Source organism: Spongiibacter pelagi (assembly GCF_014705705.1).
Lineage (GTDB): Bacteria > Pseudomonadota > Gammaproteobacteria > Pseudomonadales > Spongiibacteraceae > Spongiibacter > Spongiibacter pelagi.
Window position 1 is genome coordinate 789,323 of record NZ_JACXLD010000001.1, and the last position, 18,297, is coordinate 807,619.

Annotated in this window: 17 protein-coding genes and 1 pseudogene; 9 read left to right on the forward strand and 9 right to left on the reverse strand. The window is 49.4% G+C overall.

Going from position 1 to position 18,297, the window contains the following annotated elements:
* Window positions 1–12 precede the first annotated feature (12 nt).
* The 5 genes and pseudogenes from IB286_RS03675 (at window position 13) to IB286_RS03695 (ending at window position 3,240) form a co-directional block, all read left to right on the forward strand.
* Window positions 13–306, forward strand: a complete 294-nt coding sequence (locus IB286_RS03675) for a BrnT family toxin (protein WP_190762505.1) — start codon at window positions 13–15, stop codon at window positions 304–306.
* On the forward strand, window positions 281–523 hold the full coding sequence (locus IB286_RS03680) for a BrnA antitoxin family protein (protein ID WP_190762507.1): 243 nt from the start codon (window positions 281–283) through the stop codon (window positions 521–523). Before IB286_RS03675 ends, IB286_RS03680 begins: the two co-directional genes overlap by 26 nt.
* A gap of 183 nt (window positions 524–706) precedes the next feature.
* Window positions 707–2,092, forward strand: coding sequence for a WS/DGAT/MGAT family O-acyltransferase (locus IB286_RS03685; protein ID WP_190762509.1), 1,386 nt, complete (start codon window positions 707–709; stop codon window positions 2,090–2,092).
* 123 nt (window positions 2,093–2,215) lie between these two features.
* Window positions 2,216–2,725, forward strand: a pseudogene (locus IB286_RS15775) (hypothetical protein); the annotation flags it as partial.
* Window positions 2,726–2,880: 155 nt separating this feature from the next.
* Complete coding sequence (locus IB286_RS03695; protein WP_317889695.1) at window positions 2,881–3,240, forward strand: GGDEF domain-containing protein; 360 nt, start codon at window positions 2,881–2,883, stop codon at window positions 3,238–3,240.
* Window positions 3,241–3,305: 65 nt separating this feature from the next.
* Here the strand turns inward: IB286_RS03695 and IB286_RS03700 are convergent, their stop codons facing one another.
* Entirely contained in the window at window positions 3,306–3,950 is a 645-nt protein-coding gene (locus tag IB286_RS03700) for a TetR/AcrR family transcriptional regulator (protein WP_190762516.1), read from the reverse strand.
* 81 nt (window positions 3,951–4,031) lie between these two features.
* On the opposite strand from IB286_RS03700, the gene IB286_RS03705 reads away from it, so the two are divergent.
* From IB286_RS03705 to IB286_RS03715, 3 genes are read left to right on the forward strand one after another with little or no spacing between them, the layout of a single operon-like run.
* Window positions 4,032–4,622 (forward strand): YtfJ family protein, encoded by a 591-nt coding sequence (locus IB286_RS03705; protein ID WP_190762518.1) that lies wholly within the window; start codon window positions 4,032–4,034, stop codon window positions 4,620–4,622.
* Between the two features lie 39 nt (window positions 4,623–4,661).
* Window positions 4,662–6,113 carry a cytochrome P450 gene (locus IB286_RS03710; RefSeq protein ID WP_190762520.1) on the forward strand — a complete coding sequence of 484 codons (1,452 nt, stop codon included), beginning with the start codon at window positions 4,662–4,664 and terminating at the stop codon, window positions 6,111–6,113.
* A gap of 60 nt (window positions 6,114–6,173) precedes the next feature.
* Window positions 6,174–8,687: a TonB-dependent receptor gene (locus IB286_RS03715; protein ID WP_190762523.1), complete on the forward strand. Its 2,514-nt coding sequence runs from the start codon at window positions 6,174–6,176 to the stop codon at window positions 8,685–8,687.
* Window positions 8,688–8,719: 32 nt separating this feature from the next.
* Here the strand turns inward: IB286_RS03715 and IB286_RS03720 are convergent, their stop codons facing one another.
* The 4 genes from IB286_RS03720 to IB286_RS03735 all read right to left on the reverse strand — a co-directional run bounded on the left by IB286_RS03720 (window position 8,720) and on the right by IB286_RS03735 (window position 14,634).
* Complete coding sequence (locus tag IB286_RS03720; RefSeq protein WP_190762525.1) at window positions 8,720–9,703, reverse strand: response regulator; 984 nt, start codon at window positions 9,701–9,703, stop codon at window positions 8,720–8,722.
* Between the two features lie 4 nt (window positions 9,704–9,707).
* Window positions 9,708–12,416: an ATP-binding protein gene (locus tag IB286_RS03725; RefSeq protein WP_190762527.1), complete on the reverse strand. Its 2,709-nt coding sequence runs from the start codon at window positions 12,414–12,416 to the stop codon at window positions 9,708–9,710.
* Window positions 12,417–12,657: 241 nt separating this feature from the next.
* Window positions 12,658–13,665: a metal-dependent hydrolase gene (locus IB286_RS03730; RefSeq protein ID WP_190762529.1), complete on the reverse strand. Its 1,008-nt coding sequence runs from the start codon at window positions 13,663–13,665 to the stop codon at window positions 12,658–12,660.
* A gap of 72 nt (window positions 13,666–13,737) precedes the next feature.
* On the reverse strand, window positions 13,738–14,634 hold the full coding sequence (locus IB286_RS03735; protein WP_190762531.1) for a sterol desaturase family protein: 897 nt from the start codon (window positions 14,632–14,634) through the stop codon (window positions 13,738–13,740).
* 257 nt (window positions 14,635–14,891) lie between these two features.
* On the opposite strand from IB286_RS03735, the gene IB286_RS03740 reads away from it, so the two are divergent.
* The gene (locus IB286_RS03740; protein ID WP_223826063.1) at window positions 14,892–15,257 is read left to right on the forward strand and encodes a group I truncated hemoglobin; all 366 of its coding nucleotides are present in this window, start codon (window positions 14,892–14,894) and stop codon (window positions 15,255–15,257) included.
* A gap of 25 nt (window positions 15,258–15,282) precedes the next feature.
* On the opposite strand, the gene mtnC is transcribed toward IB286_RS03740, so the two are convergent.
* Genes mtnC through mtnA form a run of 4 tightly spaced genes read right to left on the reverse strand, consistent with a single transcriptional unit; the run spans window position 15,283 to window position 18,209 of the window.
* On the reverse strand, window positions 15,283–15,978 hold the full coding sequence (mtnC, locus tag IB286_RS03745; protein WP_190762535.1) for an acireductone synthase: 696 nt from the start codon (window positions 15,976–15,978) through the stop codon (window positions 15,283–15,285).
* A gap of 1 nt (window position 15,979) precedes the next feature.
* Entirely contained in the window at window positions 15,980–16,525 is a 546-nt protein-coding gene (locus IB286_RS03750) for a 1,2-dihydroxy-3-keto-5-methylthiopentene dioxygenase (RefSeq protein ID WP_190762537.1), read from the reverse strand.
* A 14-nt stretch (window positions 16,526–16,539) separates the two neighbouring features.
* Window positions 16,540–17,163, reverse strand: coding sequence for a methylthioribulose 1-phosphate dehydratase (locus IB286_RS03755; protein WP_190762539.1), 624 nt, complete (start codon window positions 17,161–17,163; stop codon window positions 16,540–16,542).
* The gene (gene mtnA, locus IB286_RS03760; RefSeq protein WP_190762541.1) at window positions 17,160–18,209 is read right to left on the reverse strand and encodes an S-methyl-5-thioribose-1-phosphate isomerase; all 1,050 of its coding nucleotides are present in this window, start codon (window positions 18,207–18,209) and stop codon (window positions 17,160–17,162) included. The genes IB286_RS03755 and mtnA overlap by 4 nt, the downstream gene beginning before the upstream one ends.
* Window positions 18,210–18,297 lie beyond the last annotated feature (88 nt).

Here is an 18,297-nt window from a genome sequence, read left to right on the forward strand (position 1 = left end):
TACGCTATACGAATGCCAAATAGCACCTTTGAGTGGGATGAAGTCAAAAGTCTCCTAAATATCGAGAAGCATGGTGTTTCCTTTTATGAAGCCCAGCATGCGTTTTTCGATGATAAGCGTGTTATCGCTGAGGATGTGGCTCATAGCCAAGATGAGCAGCGTTACTATTGCTTTGGGCTGAATGAGGAGAAAACAGGAATTCTCACCGTGCGGTTTACGTATAGAAATGGCCGAATCCGAATTTTCGGTGCGGGCTATTGGAGAAGGGGTAAGAAAATTTATGAGCAAGCAAATCCAATACACTGATGAGCCAATCGGCGAAATCAAGGTTGTCGCTGATTTTCTGCCTTCACCGAGTGAACTCAAGTTAAAAAGTGAAAATACTAAAATTACAATTTCACTGAGTGCTGAAAGTGTCGAATATTTCAAAGCTGCGGCGGCGAAACATCATATGCAGTATCAGAAAATGATTCGACAGTTACTTGATGAATATGTCGCCCACCAAAAGAGTACCAACAAGTAAGGCTGGCCTGAAAACCCGCTTAGCACTTCGCGCTGTTTGGTTTGTTCCCCGGCCATAAGCTGTCTTCCTGAGACGATACGCCTCAACTCTTCCCGCATAAAATACAAGGCATTCTGATGGGGTGCCTTGCTCGCCACCCGTTGTCATCGCAGTGTTCTCAGTAATCAAATCCGGGAGTGACCCATGGCGAAACGTAAACTATCTATGCTCGACAGCAGCTTTCTGCAATTAGAGGCGGCGGCGATGCCAATGCATATTGCGGGCTTGTCGATTTTCACTATTCCTGAGGGCAAGGGGCAGGAGTTTGTCGGTGAACTGGTAGAAAAGTTTCGCGCCTGTAAGGTGTTTCGCAACCCTTGGAATTACTACCTCAAGCGCCCCAGTCGTTTTCAGTTTCAGCCTGAGCTGAAAGAAACCTTCGATGTGGATATGGAATACCATGTTCGCCACTTGGCGCTGCCTCGTCCCGGCGGTGAGCGTGAGCTGGGTCAGATCGTGGCGCGGGTGCACAGCCAGCCTCTGGATTTTCGCCGTCCGCTGTGGGAAGTGCATTTTATTGAAGGGCTGGAAAATAACCGCTTTGCGGTTTACATGAAAATGCACCACTGTCTGGTTGATGGTGTATCGGGTATGCGCCTGTTAGTTGGCTCATTATCAGATCGCGCAGATGATCCGATGCAACTGCCGTTCTGGGCGGCCGGCAGCGACAACAAAAAAATCACACCGCCACAAAATAAAAAATTACAGCTGCCTACAGTGCGCGATACCGTAAACTTTGCCAAAGAGATCAGCCGAGTTTGGCTGGGTCGTGGAGAAGATTTGGTAACGCCGCGTTCGGCGCCCAAAACGGTATTAAACGGTCGCATTTACAATCAGCGCCGTTTTGCCACCCACGTAGAAGAGTTGCCGCGTATCAAAGCCATTGCCGAAGCGGCGGGGTGTTCGCTTAATGATTTGGTTTTGGCCTTGTCGGGTACGGTACTGCGTGAGTACTTGCTATCGCATGATGCTCTGCCGCGCGAGAGCCTTACGGTGAGCATTCCGGTGTCCTTGCACCAGCCCGGCGATACCGAGCTGAAAAACAATATCGCCCAGATTCTGGCCTCACTGGGCACCAATATTGCCGATGATAAAACCCGCCTTGAGGCGATTTCGCGCTCTACTCAAAGCGCAAAAGATCAGCTCCAAAAACTGCCTCACAGCCTGCGCGGCGTGTTCGGTAGCTTGGTGATGGCGCCGTATTTCGCCACCGTGTTCTCTGGTTTGGCAGGGCGGGTAAAACCCAGCTTCAATATCATTGTGTCTAATGTGCCGGGGCCGCAAAAGCCGCTGTACCTGTTTGGCGCAAAGATGGAGCACTTCTATCCGGTGAGTATTCCTACTCACGGTTCTGCCATGAACCTGACCTGCTTCAGCTACGACAATAAGTTGCACTTTGGCCTAACGGCTTGCCGCGACAGCCTGCCACAAATGCAGCGTATGGCCGTGGCCTTGGGTGAGGCGGTGGATCGCTATGAGGAATTGTTTGTCGGCAAAACTAAGCCGCGTCTCGTTAGCGAAGCAAGTTAATTCCCCTATGACACAGCGCAGGGCAGATGCCTTGCGTTGTGGTCTGCTTAATGGCCGGGCTTTAGCTCGTAATCCCGGCCTGTTCGTGGTCTAATTTAAGCTCTAATAAACGACCAATTTCACATGCAAGAAATTCAGCTTCAAACGGATCTTAAATACCGCCGCAACCTGCTAACGGTCATGGCATTTGCTGGATTTTTTGGTGGGGTTGCGTTGGCGTCTATCAATATTGCCCGCGAAATGTGGGTGATAGTGACTTACGAGCTGATCTACGCGGCTTACAGCCTGATCATGGCTCGCTTCACCCGCACAGCAACTAACCTGACGGCTGTTGCCCTGCTGCTGGTGATTCCGTTTTTCAGCATTGTGTTGTTCGCTATTTCCATACAGCAAACGGCGCTGACAATTTGCATGTGGATACTCACGATTCCTATCGTCTCCTATCTGTTTTTGGGCAGTCGCTTGGGCTTGGCCGTTTCGGTCATCTATGTCAGTGCCGGGATGTATCTGTATTTTATGCGGCTGAAAAATACGCCTGAAGTGTCCACCATGACTATTGATTTAAATGTGGTGGTCAGTACCTTGGCGGTAATGGCCTGCGCCCATTTTTACGAGGCGGGGCGGGAGCGCGCCCAAGCTAAATTGATCGCCCTTGCCGGCACCGATCCATTAACAGGCCTGGCCAACCGCATGCGACTAGAGCAGGAGTTCAAACGCCTGCGCTATTCCTCTAAGCGTTATCAAATGCCGCTTAGCTTGGCGGTGATTGATTTAGATTTTTCAAAAAAATTAACGACACTTACGGCCATAGCGGTGGCGATCACGCCCTCGTTGCGTTCTCTACTCTTCTCAGAGAAGGCGTGCGACAAACGGATATTGTGGCGCGTACCGGCGGTGAAGAATTTGTGGTGGTGATGCAGCATTCTAATCAAGCGGAATGTGCCAAGCGGATAGATGCACTGCGACAGCAGTTTAATGAAACCCCAATTCTGCTCGACGGTGAAACGGTAACGGTAAGCTTTAGTGCCGGTGTAGCAGGGCTTGATGAAAGTGATGAAAACTTGGATAGCCTTCTCAATGTGGCCGATCGGCGACTTTATAAAGCCAAGGATCAAGGCCGCAATCAGGTGGTTAGCAGTTCTGATTAATTACGGCGTTTGCAATCTTAGTCGTCGGCGGTGCTCGAAAGCTCTCGCTACATTAAACAAATAGTTCAATGGTTTTTAGTTGGTGTGGCATTCTCTGCCGTCGCCAGATCGCCAAGATAAGAAAACACCAGCTCCGCCAGCTCTGCAATAGTGTCTTCAAGCACTTCATTTGGATTTTGATCGCGTAATACTCGCTGAATAATAAAACCAACCAGCACCGAAATAATCAGTTTCAGTTTGGGTTGCAGATTGGGATTGGGTTCTTGGCCGAGGTATTCGGTGGCGAGTTGCATAATGGTTTCAGCGGTTTTTTCATCCACGGTGTTGATGATGTGGGAAAGCAACACCTGGGGTAGATCCATCACCAGTTTGCGTAAACTCTCGTGATACAAATCAATGGTGTGTAACGCGCCACGCAGCATCAATACAATAAATTCTTCTAGGTCGGCAGCTTTTTCTTCGCGCCCTACTTCCAGCAATTGCTCCAGTACTTGATCCAGCGTGCGCTCATACCAAGCAAAGTAAATAGCCTCTTTACTGGGGAAGTATTGGTAGATGGTGGGCACCGCCACACCGCTAACTAAAGACAGCTCCAAAACAGTGGCTTTTTCAAAGCCAAACTCCGCTAAAACCTGAGTGCAGGCGTCCAGTACCGCTTCATATTTTTCAATGGAGCGCTGTTGCTTAGGTTTACGTCGTTGAATTTCCACAGTTTTTTATCCATTTCATTATTATTTTTTGATCGCAGAAACCTGATCGATCTGGCGATATGCTCAGGTTAGAGTATGCCCATGAAAAAAATAACGATGCAATACCTCATCACGCTATGGCTGCTTTCAGTGGCCATGAGCCCGTCAGCGGAGTCCATTATGATCGGGAAAAATCTGCCGATAATTAGCCTGCCCAGTAATGCGGGACAGCTAGTGTTTAATGACGGCAAGTTGCGCTATCTCGGCTGGAATACCGAGAGCCTCCAAGGTCGAACCCATTTGCTCTATATCGTGGCGGCGCGTATGGGAGTAGACAAAATCAATGAGCCTTTGCTGGATGCCTTATTAGCGGCGGGTGGTGTTGAGGCTTTTCCCGATGAGAGGGTACGGGTGGTGAGTATTCTCAATATTGACGATGTGATGCCCTTTGGTGGCGGATTTGCCAAAGCGGCTTTTGAGCACGCTCGCAAGCAAAAAGAAAATCAGCATGCGGTATTTGTTTTAGATGATCGCAGTGCGACACAACAAGCGTGGGGTTTTAGCCGCAAAGGTTCAGCCGTAATTATTGTTGATGAGCAAGGCGTGGTGCTGCGCTACAAAGACGGCGCGCTGAGTGGCGACGAAATAGAAGATTACGTCGCGCTATTAAGTATGAAAGCACAAGGCGAGTAGCCTTTTGAAACGAGCAAACAAAATAATAAAGGTAAACCCATGACCGATGTAATAGATCGTGATGCAGTGCAAGCAGCGTGCCCGATGCATCAACAATCTGAATCTACAAAAGTAAGTGACGATGCGGTTGCTCCGCATAATCTTGATGCCTTGCCATTACCGCCCCTAGTTGAAGGTGGTTTGCCGTTTATTGGTCGTGGCCTTGAGGTGATGAAGCATCCGCTTAAATTTATGCTCAAATACGAAAAAGAACTGGGCGATTGCTACCGTTTTAAAGTGGCAAATCGCGAGTATTTTGTGCTGAGCAATGTGGATGCTTCCGAGTTTGCCGCTAAAAATGGCCGCGAATATTTAAAGTCTGGTGCGCTCTGGGCAGACTTTGCCAAAGAGTGGGATATGCCCAATCAAATGTTGGGATTAGACGGCGAAAAACATGCTAAATCTCGGCGTTTGTTTAAGTCGAAAATGTCGAAAAATCTAGCGGTTGAATGCCATCAAAAATTCGAGGAAGTTACTAAAAAAGTAGTGGGCGAGTTGCAAGCGGGGCAAGTAGAGTCGGTGCGAGATCTGACGCGTTACTTGGTCAATAGTCTGGTTTCTACTGCATTTAATGGCAGCAGCGAATTAATCGACAAGCAATTTGCGATTGATGCCATTGATTGGCAAACCCAAACCTTCAATATTTTTGTTTTGAAAAAATGGCCGCGCTTAATGAAATGGCGGCCTAGTTTTAAGCGCAAAGGTAAGGCAGTTTGGGACTACGTTGAAAAAACCATAGCAGAGAAAACCCAAAATCCGGGCGATGATTTTGCCAGCTATGTGTTGGAGTTGGCGCGCAATAACCCCGACCTTTTTGAAACCGAAGGCGATCTTAAATTTAATATTGTCGCGCCGCTATTTGCCGGTGCTGACACCGTGGGTACCACCTCTACATTTATGCTGCACGAGCTGTGCTTTAACCCGAGCCTGCGCGAGCGAGTCACTGCTGCGGTGGATAAAGCCGTGGCCGAAAACGGCGGTGCCATTCCCAGCCCTGAATTTTTAAAAGACCATGTGCCAGAGTTATACGGACTTTGTATGGAAACGTTGCGTTTGTATCCCACGGCGTTTTCTATCAGCCGTACCGCCACACAGAGTTTTGCCTTTAAGGGGTATCGCATTCCCAAAGACAGCGAAGTGTTGGTAGTAACTACCGCCGCCCACTTTGATGAGCGCTTTTATAAATACCCAAGAAAATTTGATATCGACCGCTACAGTGCACCAAGAGAAGAGCACAAAGCCCGCTACGCTTTTCAGCCCTACGGGGTTGGTACCCATGTCTGCTTGGGCGCGGGGTTTGCCGAGCTGTTATTTCTGACCTTGGCTGCGACGATTATTTATCACTTCGATTTTGAAGTGGCCGATCCCCATCGAGAATACCAGCAGATTTTTGATCCCTCCTTGGGGATTGAAACCGGGTTCAAAATTCGCATGAAAGGCTGGCGGCATTAATACGTCGGTTAGTTTTCTAGCAAAACCAATAATAAATTTAAGATCGGTGAAATAAATATTATGAAAAAAACTACTCTCGCAGTTTTAATTCCTGTGCTGATGGCGAATCTGTCTTATGCCGAGGAAGCACAGAAGAAAAAAGCCGTACTTGAAGAAATCATCGTCACCGCACAAAAGCGGGAAGAGTCGATTCAAGACACGCCTATTTCAATCAAAGCCTTTAATGCTGAGGCGCTTGAAGTTCAGGGTATAGAAGGTATTGGTGATCTCGGTGCCAAGGTGCCGGGCATGACGGTGGAACCGTTTCCAATCAATAACGCCACCCTGCGAATTTATATTCGCGGCATGGGTATCTTCGATGTGCAGGTGACTCAAGACGCCCCCATCGGTGTCTATGCTGACGGCGTTTATATTGCCCGCTCTACGGGCACGGCTTTGGATATTGCTGACCTTGAGCGTATCGAGGTGCTAAGAGGCCCACAGGGGACGCTGTATGGTCGTAATACCAGCGGCGGTGCGGTCAACCTGATTACCCGCCGGCCGACCACCGAGAGCGTTGAATTTAAGCAGAAGTTTACGGTGGGTAATCGCAATTTCTTCAGTAGTAAGACCTCGCTCAACTTACCGGTTACCGACAAGCTGGCCGCCAAATTTGCGGTGATGTATACCGAGAAAGATGGCTTTATTGAAAATACTGGGCCGGGTGGGGATTTTGGCGATAAGGAAACCACAGGCTATCGGGCTGATATTCGCTGGCAACCCACCGATGCATTCACTCTGGATTACACCTATGATCGCTCAGACTACGCCTATTACAACTATATGTATCAGGGGATTAACCCGCCAAGAGTCAGCAAGGGTGTGACCGATCCGGTGAAATACAATGGTGAAGAGTCCACGGTATTTGCCAGTAAGCGAGTAAAGTCATTGGCTTCTGGCCCTAGCTATGAAGAGTCTGCTACCGATATTGAAGGTCACGCCCTGACCTTGGATTTTCAACAAGAAGCTTATCGCATTAAATACATTGGAGCATACCGCGAGTTGCGCGATGCTTCTTATGCGGACTTGGGCGGCGGCAAAGGTTCTACTGATTTTCGGATTGATACCAATGTGTATGATGGCGTAACTACCGATCAGGTTTTGGGCGGGCCATCGCCCTTGGTTATTCCGGTGATTAGTCAGCAACAGGTTAGTCACGAATTACAGTTCTCTCAAGACGGACTGTTTGATGGACGCTTGGACTATATTGTTGGGGGTTATTACTTCAAAGAAGAAGCGACCGAAGATAATTCGCCGCTTCACCACCAGTTTAGTGCATTTATTGATGAAGAAATCTCGCCCTATCTGGATCAAGTTTTTTCACCGGTGCTGGGTGCGGTATTCAGCCTTGGCAATGTCAAACTGGTGAACTTGGTTAGTCAGTATTACGAGGTGGAAAACACCGCCAGTGCAATATTTGGTCAAACCACGTTTACCCCCAAGTTTTTAGATGAGCGTTTGCATATCACCTTGGGTGGACGCTATTCAGAAGACAGCCGTTACGCACTCAAAAATCAAACCGACAAGTTCTATCTCGAAGGTCAGCAGATGGGGCAGGGCCTTGCCTTCGACCTGTCATCGCCAGTCTTTAATAATCCCGCAACCGAGGCCGTATTAGCTCAGGTCGGTTTTATTATTCCGCAAAATCGACAGTTCGATAATGTGGTGGGCGAGAGTGATTACGATGATTTGTCCTTGGCGATGGTGGTGCAGTACGACATCTCTGATGATGTGAATGTATACCTCAAACGTGTAGAAGGTTATCGCTCCGGCGGTTACAACACTCGCGATCCACAGGTCGATGGTAACCAAGGCCCCGCCGATGATGGCGTGGATTACGGCTATGGTTATGTGGACGGCTTTGCGCCAGAGCAAGTGGTGTCTTACGAGCTGGGCGTGAAGAGTGAGTTAATGGATCGCCGTTTGCGCCTAAATATGGATGTTTTTGAATCAACCTTTACCGATATTCAAGCGCCAGTCTTGGTGAATGGAACGGTGGCTGATACCAAAACATCAAATATTGGTTATGCCCGTATGCAAGGTTTAGAAACCGAACTAATGTTTGCCCTAACAGGGGATTTGTTCTTCCTGTTTAACTATACCTATCTAACGACCAAGGTAGATATGGAAGGCGATCCTAGCTTCTCTTCCACCTTTGCTGATGACCTGGACTTTCCCTCCGCGCCGGAACACTCCTTTACCTTTGGTATGGATTGGTCAGTGGCCTCGTGGTCGTTTGGTAATCTCAGTTTGAATATGGACTACAACTACGTGGGTAAGCGTAAAGGACTCATGATCAAAGGTCGTGAGGGCTTTAGTGAGCTGGGTGACTTAGGGTTGTTGAATGGCCGGATTTCTTTGCGCGATGTTAACTTGAGCAAATCCGGTACGATGCTGAATGTGGCCTTCTGGGGTAAGAATATTCTGGACGAAGAATATGAAATTCATGCGCTCGATAATCTGCCTCAAGCCGACCGTGCCGTGTTGTGGGGTGAGCCTAGAAGCTACGGTCTGGATCTGACGATTGAGTTTTAAGGCTGTTTAAACCCACTTTCTTCGAGGAGGATTTAGTCCTCCTCTTTTTTCCATCTTTCCATAATAGCTTCAACTTCAAGCCGGCTTTCTACAAAGGCATCAACTAGACGCGGCTCAAACTTGGTGCCCGATTGCTCTTTTAAGTAATTCATTGCTTGATCTGTGGTCCACGGTTTTTTATAGGGCCGTTGCATGGTCAGGGCATCAAAAACATCGGCAACGCTAACAATCCTTGCGCTTTCTGGAATTGCATTGCCAATTAAGCCCAAGGGGTAACCCGAACCGTCCCAATTTTCGTGGTGGCTCAGTGCAATTTCGGCGGACATTTTCATCAGCGGTGTACTGCCTTCGCGCAAAATTTCAAAACCAATGGTGGTGTGCTGCTCCATGATCTTGAACTCGTCATCATTCAATTTTCTTGGGGCTTTCAATATCTCGTCAGGAATGCCGATTTTTCCAGTGTCGTGCATGGGTGCGGCAAGGGCTAGGCACTCGGCAAGCTCTTCATCCCAGCCTGACTTGAGTGCCAATAATTTACTGTACTCAGCCATACGCCAGATATGTACGCCGGTATCGGTGTCGTTGTAGTGGCCGGCTTTGCCAAGCATAAATACGGTTTCACGATTTTGCGCTTCTAGCACTGATTTTTGGGTGAGCGACAGGTGTGTCTTTACGCGGCGTAATAGTAGCGGGGCGGATACTGGTTTGGTGATGTAATCAACCGCGCCAACATCAAAGCCCTTGCTTTCGTCATTGGTATGACTCATGGCGGTGACGAAAATCACCGGGATATTTTTGGTGAGTTCGTGTGCTTTTAGTGCGGTACAAACTTCATAACCATCCGTTTCCGGCATCATAATATCGAGCAATATCAGGTCAGGCTGTTGTTGAATGGCGGCTTCCATTGCGGTGCGTGCATTTTTAGCGAAAGCCAATTTATAGTGGTCTTTTAGTATTTGGCGAATCAGCTCAAGGTTTTGAGACTCGTCATCCACAACAAGAATTTTTTGACGCATAATTTTAACTTCCTGCAGATGACTGATGGTTGGTGCTGGCCTGCAAAGAATGCAGCGCTTGGCTTGCTCGTTCGAAGTCAAAGTCTTCTATGGCGGCGTAAATCGGTTCTAATTCAGACTTGGAGTAGAAGGTAAGTAATGGTTTTAATGCCGGTATTGCCTCATCGGGGTCTAATTGTCCGAGGGCCCTTTTTAGTTCATCAATTAGAGGGATTAATGAAGCGTGGTCAACCGTCGTAGGTTCTTTTATTACTGTGTCTGGGGTGTTTTTAAGTCCACGTTCTGGTGAAACAGTTTCTTCCATAGATTGCACTATGTGCTGAATATTGAGGGACTTAGTTTCAATGCAATTAAGGTGGGCGTTACTTGCTGCTTGTAAGGGCAGGCTAAAGCTGAACACTGAGCCTTTTCCAACTTCGCTCTCTACCCAGATTTGGCCGCCCATCAATTCGACTAATTCTTTACTAATCGTGGTGCCCAGACCTGATCCACCAAAGCGCCGGGTGGTAGAAATATCTGCCTGCGAAAAACGATCAAACACATTGGGAATTTGGGCTGGGCTTATACCGATGCCAGTGTCAGATATATCAAACTGAACGACGTTATGGCTCTGCTTGATGCTAAGGCTGATACTGCCTTTCTCAGTAAATTTAATGGCATTACTCAGTAAGTTAAGCAGTACTTGGCGAATGCGCGTAGGGTCGCCTAAAACAAATTCTGGTATTTTTGGATCAATGCTAACGTTAAATTCGAGTTGTTTGATGGCGGCGGAATGGCTGAGTAGTGTCGTGCTTTCTTGTATCAGTTTTGGTAAATCAAACGCCAAGGTTTCGATATTAATTTTTCCCGACTCGAGTTTCGACATGTCGAGAATGTCATTGATGATTGCCATTAATGAGCTAGCGGCGGTATGAATGGTTTTGGCTTGGCCGTGATGCTTTTCTGAAAGCTGAGGGTCTTCAATAAGCAGTTCTGAAAATCCCAGCATAGCGTTCATGGGTGTACGAATTTCGTGGCTGATATTCGCCAGAAAGGCGGTTTTGGCTGCGTTAGCTAGCTCAGCGTCTTGCTTGGCCTTGTGCAGCTCATCCTCCGCTTGTTTTTGCTTGGTGACATCGCGGCATACCCCAATGAACCGCGTTTCTGTATCGGCGCTGCTGCCAGTTTTGATCGCGCTAACGCTGATAGATAGTGAGAAAATAGTACCGTTTTTATGTCGGGCGGGCACAGTGCGGTTTAGTACAAAATCATTTTCAGGATGATGGCGAGTAAAGTTTCTGAAATGGGCGCTATGTTGTGGACGTGCCACATCGGGCATCAATGTTGTGACTGACACGCCAAGTAATTCTTCGGCGCTATAACCAAAAATACGCTCTGCAGAGGCGTTAAAGCTAAGGAGATTGCCGACGCTGTCGGTAGTGAGAATGCCATCGCCAGCTCCGTTAAGTACCGCATTTAGACTAGCTGTTTTCTCCTGAACCCGGTTTTCAAGCTCATTGCGGTAACCTTCCAGTTCTTGGTTTAATTTAGAGAGTGCTTGGGTGCGCTGCGCCACGCGTTGCTCAAGCCAATTTTTTTGATTTTCGACTACGGCGGCCATTTCATTAAAGGCCTTGGCAAGTTCTCCCAGCTCATCATTGCTATCAATATGGACCCGAGCAAAGTAGTTGCCTTTTTGAATATTAAGACTGCTTTTAGCTAACTTGGAGATAGGGTCAAGCAATTGCCGAATGAGGAAATTGGCGAGTGGCAGGGTTAATAAAAGCGCTAGTCCGAATCCGCTCAGCCAGGCTAGGGTCACTTGGTTCTGCTGATTAAACAGCTTCTGACTGGAAAAATGATTCACCAATACGGCGTCAATTGTAGGAATGGGTCGAAACAGAATCAGTTCATCGTCTGCTTGGTAGACTTCCTCGTAGTCTAGCTGCTGTAAATTTTTCCCGGCCTGTAAAAGTAATTTGCTAATAGAGTCCTCGGCATCTATGTCATGCAAATGTGGATCTCTGCGATTTGGATCTGTGTAAAGTTTCTTTACTTGCTTGTCTTGCGAGGTAAGTAAATAGGATTCGAGCAGAGCTTCATCATCAGATTCCGTATTGATGATCGAGACAATCGCGTCGATATTGAATTGAACCGCAATCACGCCGCTAATGGCACCAGATAAAGTAACGGGTGCTGCCATAAAAAAGGCGGGGCGTTTTGATGGCTGATATTCCTCAATGGAACTGAAATCGGTGGTGCCTTTCAGGGCGGTGAGAAAAACCTTGGCTAGGCCGGTGTGTTGGTAGGGGCCGGAAAATAAATTAGTGCTGCGGTCATTTTCGTTTTTTACGCTGAAGAAAATGCCACCTTCGGTATTGATAAAAAACAGGTCATATAATTTTTGGTCGCGAATATGGTTGAGCAAGTCCCGATCAATCTGGTTTTGTATCTCACCAAAAGCGTCATGCTGGCGGTTTTCTAGGTAATGAGCAAAAGCTTCTCTGGTAGAGGCGTCGCTAGCTAATAAATTGAGTGAAATCCGGAGTTGCTCTAGGTGGTCTTGTAGGAAGCTATTTTTGGCATTAACCAGTGTGTTGACCTCGTCCACGGCGTTGTTGAGCAGCAGGCGGTTGACAAATGACCAGCTCCAGCCCGCCATAATGGTGAGTGGCACCAGAGCGCAAGCGAGGGTAATGACATAGATCTTTTTACGAAAAGCTAACTTTTTCATAGTAGAGATAGCAGGAATCCCTAAACGATATTGGCGTAGCGAAAAACCTTTTAATTATTGCGGGTATTTTTTTATGTTGCCGCTCGTATTTATACCCATGTGGGTATTAAGGCGGGAAACATGGGGGCGGTGTGAGGGCTTAGCGTTTGGGGCGAAGGGCCTAGAGCGAAGGGCTTAGAGCGAAGGGCTAAGTCTCTAAGCTTTGGAGCTAGGACAGAAGATATTAATTTAGCTAATGTTTTTACGGGGTAGTGTGTTTGCCCATTAGCATGGCTTTGAAAACCGGCAGTTTACTGTCTGGGTTGCCGCGATGGTTCTGAAAGTAAACATGTCCCTCTGGGGCGAGTGGGTTGAGCTGTATGCTCCACAATGCATCTATCTCGTTTGGAAGCAGCGAATAACGCAGGTCGATTACCCGGTTGGGGTGTTCGGGATCAAGCGCCAGATAGTGGTTTGAGAAGTGCATAAAGCGCTGTAAATCCCCGGCTTGTTTGCTGTCTGCGGGTAGCCACGGCAAATCGCGGTCAATATTTAACGCGGGAATGGTGTCGCCGGGGTAATAAAGGGCTTCTTGTCCTACGCGTACACCGTCAACGTAGTAGGTGTCTTGATGGCGGTAAATGGTTTTCCACACCAGCAGGTTGCCGAAGGAGGGCTTGGCGTCGATATTAACGGCGCCGTCTCCGCGCTGTTCCGCTAATACTAATCCCGCTTGTTCGGCACGGTGGTGTTGCCACAAACCTAATAGCGGGTAGGCCAGTGCCCAGAAAAGTGCGACTCGAGCTGGCCAGCGGCGCGACCCGAGGGCCAATAAGAATAAAACTAGAATTGGCAGGGTATAGAGCGGGTCGATAATCGAAATAATATTCCAGGCGATGCGGGCATCGCTGAACGGCCACAATAATTGGGTGCCGTAGGTGGTGCAGGCGTCGAGCAAGGCGTGGGTGGCGTAGCCGGCAATCGAGTAGCCAATGCTTTCTTTGAGGCTAAGTTGGCGCTTGGCAAACAGGTAATACAGCACCACACCACAGAGCAGGCCGCCAAAAGGAATAAAGGCTAATGAGTGGGTGAAGTGGCGGTGGTATTCCAAAAATAACAGTGGATCGCTATTGCTGCGAATTAACACATCAAGATCGGCGGCCATGCCGGATAAAAAGCCCAGTGCGGCAATCGCGACTTTACTGCGGGTTTTTCCGGGTAAATTCTGTGCTGCGGTAGCGCCCAGCAGGCCTTGAGTTAACGGATCCATAGCTTGTCTTGTGGTCTGTTTATTTCCAGCTGTACGTTAGCACCGACGATATGGATGTACCACTGTTACCGCTCACTCACTGGATGGGCGTTGCCACTCTGGTGGCCCCCACAAATGCTTTAGCCGCTGACTTAGCGGGCCGGGTTTGAGTACATCCCGCCACATGGCGTTAAATTCCTGAAAGTTCAGCGTGAGAATGTTGTGGCCTTCGGGTTGACGGTAGGCCAAGCCGTAATCCACGGCTTCGTTTTCTTCCACATAGGTGCCAAATAGGCGGTCAAAAATAATGAGTACGCCGCCGTAGTTTTTGTCTACATACTGCGGATTACGGCCGTGGTGGGCGCGGTGCGCGGCCGGGGTATCAAAAATATATTCCACCCAGCGGGGCAGCTTGCCGACACTCTCGGTGTGGATGAAATATTGATACGCCAGGTTGCAGCCGTACAGCGCAAACACCACTGCCGGTGGCACGCCCAGCCAAACCATGGGCATAAAAAACAGCCACCAGCCGGTAATGGAATAGAGCAGACTCTGGCGCATGGCGGTGGTCATATTCATATGTTCGCCGCTGTGATGAACCACGTGGGCGCTCCAGAACCAGCGCACCCGATGGCTGCTGCGGTGGAACCAGTAATAGAGGAATTCTTCCAGTAAAAACAGGGGCAGAATTGTCCAGCCGTTGATGGGCATATCGTAAATGCGATACTGATAAATCCAGTTGGCGGCGACTGCGGTAATCAGCGCGTAGGCGGCAATTTCAAATACTTGGTAGCTCGCACCCAAGCCCAAATTCGCCAGAATATCCGGGCCGGAAAACTGCTTGGCCTTGTCGGTATTTCTAAGTTTGGCCCACTCGATAACAAAAGCGATGAGAAATACCGGGGTCATGCCGGTAAGAATAACGTGCTTCCAGTCTACATTGCCGGCGCTGAGATAGGCGTGCAGGGTGTCGATAAGTGGGTCTAACATGGTGAATCTGATCCTTTCTTATATGCCGCTATTATGCCTTTTGCTGCGCGAGTGATATTGACCCTAGGTGTCACAGCTTGGCGTAAATGGACCATTGCCCGGAGATCGGTTTGGTTTTTTTAAGCGGGGTTTGTGCGCCGCTTCACGCACTATACGTAGATCGCCTTAGCCGCTGTCGTTTTGCGCTATTCCCCACCATTTTCAGCCGTGCCTATATTGGCTGCATCTGCAATGGCTGCTGAAAAATGGAGAGATCAATGGCCAGCTCCCTGTACGACCGATTGGGTGGTGAAGCCTTCGTCGATGTGGCGGTGGATCGGCTTTACCAGAAGTTACTCGATGACCCCCGTGTGAATTATCTATTTAAGGGCTTTAGCCTTGATCGACTGCTGGCTAAGCAGAAGGCCTTTTTATCGGTGATGTTTGACGGGCCACGACAGTACAACGGCCGCGATATGCGACTTGCTCACGCGCATCTGCATTTGCACGAGGTGCATTTTGATGCGCTGTTGGAGCAACTTGCCGAGACTTTGTTTGAGCTTGGGGTGGGTGTGCAGGAGATTGCAGAGGTAACCGGGATTGCGTCCAGCTTTAAGGACGATGTGCTGCATCGTCCCGGCTAGTGGTGTTTAATTCAGTGCGTTTAATTTAACGCGTTTTATTCAACGAAAGCTCAGAAAAATCACGCACGCATTGGTGAGGCGTTTTTTCGATCAATGCTTGGCTGCCATCGCGTTGTAGCCACGCGGTTTGCATGCCGGCGGCACTGGCGGCATCCAATTCTTCGACAATATCTGATAAAAACAAAATTTCGCTGGCGGGAATGCCAATGGCTTGCTGTATTGCTGAATAAGATTGCTGCTCCCGCTTGGGGCCGGTGGTGGTATCAAAATAGCCGCTGAAAATTGGCGTTAGGTCGCCGGCTTCGCTGTAGCCAAAAAACAGTTTTTGTGCGGCGATGGAGCCTGAGGAATACACATACAGCGCCAGCCCATGTTGGTGCCACTGTTGTAGCAAGCGGGTAGCATCCGGATAAACATGGGCTTTGAATGCGCCGGTTTCGTAACCGGTTTTCCAGATCATGCCCTGCAGGGTTTTCAGTGGTGTGATCTTTTTATCTTCGGCAATCCAGTTAAGCAGGGTGGCGATTAAGGCCTCGATATCGTCCCGTGAAACATGGCCTAATTCGGCAACCTGATCCAAGCAAACCGCAACGGCGCTGTCGCTGGTGTGTGCGCGAACGAAGTACGGCAGTTTTTTTGCCGCATAGGGAAACAGCACATTGTGAACAAAATGGATGTCGCTGGTGGTGCCTTCAATATCGGTGAGAATGACGCGAATCACCTCAGTTCTCCAGTCGAGAGTATTGCTTGGCAATATCACTGCCACTGTAATGGGCAACCCAGCCGTCGGGATTGTTAAAGAAGCGAATCGCCGCCAGCTCTGGGTTTGGCCCTAGATCAAACCAGTGCAGAGTATTGGCGGGTACGCTCAGTAGATCACCACGTTCGCAGCTCACTTCAAATACTTTGTCGCCAATGTGCAGGGCAAACAGACCTTGGCCGTCAACAAAGAAGCGCACCTCATCTTCGCTGTGAGTGTGTTCAGAGAGGAATTTTTCGCGCAGCTCGGCTTTGTTGGGATTGTCTGAGCGCAGGCTGATAACGTCGACGGTTTGATAGCCTTCTTCGTTAATTAAACGATCTACTTCGTGTTGATAGGCCACGAGAATCGCTTCTTGGGTATCGCCGGCGCGCACGGAATCTTGTAGCGGCCACTGCTCAAAACGTACGCCCGCTTTGTTTAGTTCGCTGGCAATGGTGCTGGCGTCAGTCGTTTTTAATAGCGGTGTGCTGGCATTTTGATCATCAAAAATACAAAGCTGGCTCATGGTGTGTTCCTCAATTATTTGCGGGTGAGCATCCGCTCTTGCAGATCGCACTGCAGTAAAAAGTCCAAGGCTTCCAGATTGCGCATACAGCTATCTAAATCTTCGCCCCAGCAATACACGCCATGACCGCGAATTAGGTAAGCCGGTGTATTGGGATGGCTGTTGAAGTAAGTGTCCACTTCATCAGCTAGTGCGGCGATATCTTGAGTGTTTTCAAAAATCGGAATATCGACAAAGGTATCGTGGGTGTCGATGCCATTAAAGGCTTTTAGCAGTTCATAGCCTTCTAAGCGCAGAGTGTTGCCTGAGATTTGACGGCTTAGCACGGTAACGCTGGGGCTGTGGCAGTGCAGCACTGCGCCTATATCCGCAAAGCGGGCATAGAGCTGAGTGTGCAGCAGCGTTTCAGCGGAGGGTTTGCCGTCGCTTAATGGCTGCCCGTTGAGATCAACCGCTAGAAAATCTGTGGGCGCAAGGCGACCTTTGTGGCGGCCAGAGGCGGTAACGATGGCACTGTGCTCGTCGAGGCGTTGGGAGAAATTGCCACTGGTAGCGGGCACCCAGCCTCGGCGGTGCAGGTCTTCACCTATGGCGGCTAGGGCAATGGCCAGATCAAAAAATTGCTTGGTCTGTTTCACGGCTTCACTCCTGCATCGGCAAAATGCTGGCGAATGCGTTCCCGGTCTGGCGAAAGAATCACGCCGTGTTCGGTGACAATGGCGTCGATCAACTCCGCCGGTGTGACATCAAAAGCCGGGTTGTGAGTTTGGCATTGATCGGGCGCAACGGGGTTGCCACGGCTGTGGGTGATTTCCTCGGATGGGCGCTGCTCAATGGGAATGTCAGGCCCGTCGATAGTCAAATCAAAGGTGCTGGTGGGTGCGGCAACCATTACTTTTACACCGTGGTGTTTGGCAATGATGGCTAAATTATAAGTGCCGATTTTATTGGCAGCATCGCCGTTGGCGGCCACCCGGTCGGCGCCAACAATGACCCAGCTCGGTTTTTGCTCGCGCATTAAATGGGCGGCCGCGCCTTCAATCGCCAAGGTTACGGGTATTTTATCCTGCATTAATTCCCATGATGTGAGTCGCGCACCTTGCAGCCAGGGGCGAGTTTCACCGGCGATAACGCCGCGCAGTTTGCCATCGCGCCATGCGCTGCGAATTACGCCGAGGGCAGTGCCGTAACCGCCGGTGGCCAGCGCGCCAGCATTGCAGTGGGTGTAGACCAAGCTGTCTTCTGGAATCAGTGCCGCGCCGTGATCGCCAATGCGGGTGTTAATGGCAATATCTTCTTGATGAAGTTGCTGAGCTAATGCCAGCAGTGCCTCAGCCAGTTCGGCAATATCAGCGTGCTTGGCTAACAGAGGATCACAACGCTCCAGCGCCCAAAATAAATTCACGGCGGTAGGGCGAGAAGCGGCCAGAATGGTTCGCGCGGAGCTGAGGTTTTCTGCCCAATTCGCGTCTTTTTGGCTGGCCAAATACAGAGCTTCAAGGGCCATGCCGTAAGCCGCGCTAATGCCAATGGCGGGCGCACCGCGCACCACCATATCTTTAATGGCGGCGGCAACTTGCTCGGCCCGTTGATAGGGCAGATAAGTGGTCTGGCTGGGTAGCAGGCGCTGATCAAGCAGTTCGAGTTGTTCGTTCTGCCAGCGTATCGCGTCGGGTGTGGGCACGGCGGTGTCCTGTGTTGCTTAATTCGGAGAGTGATTGCGGCGCGTATTATAATGCAGTGCTTTTATGAACACATCTTTATAGCGGCAA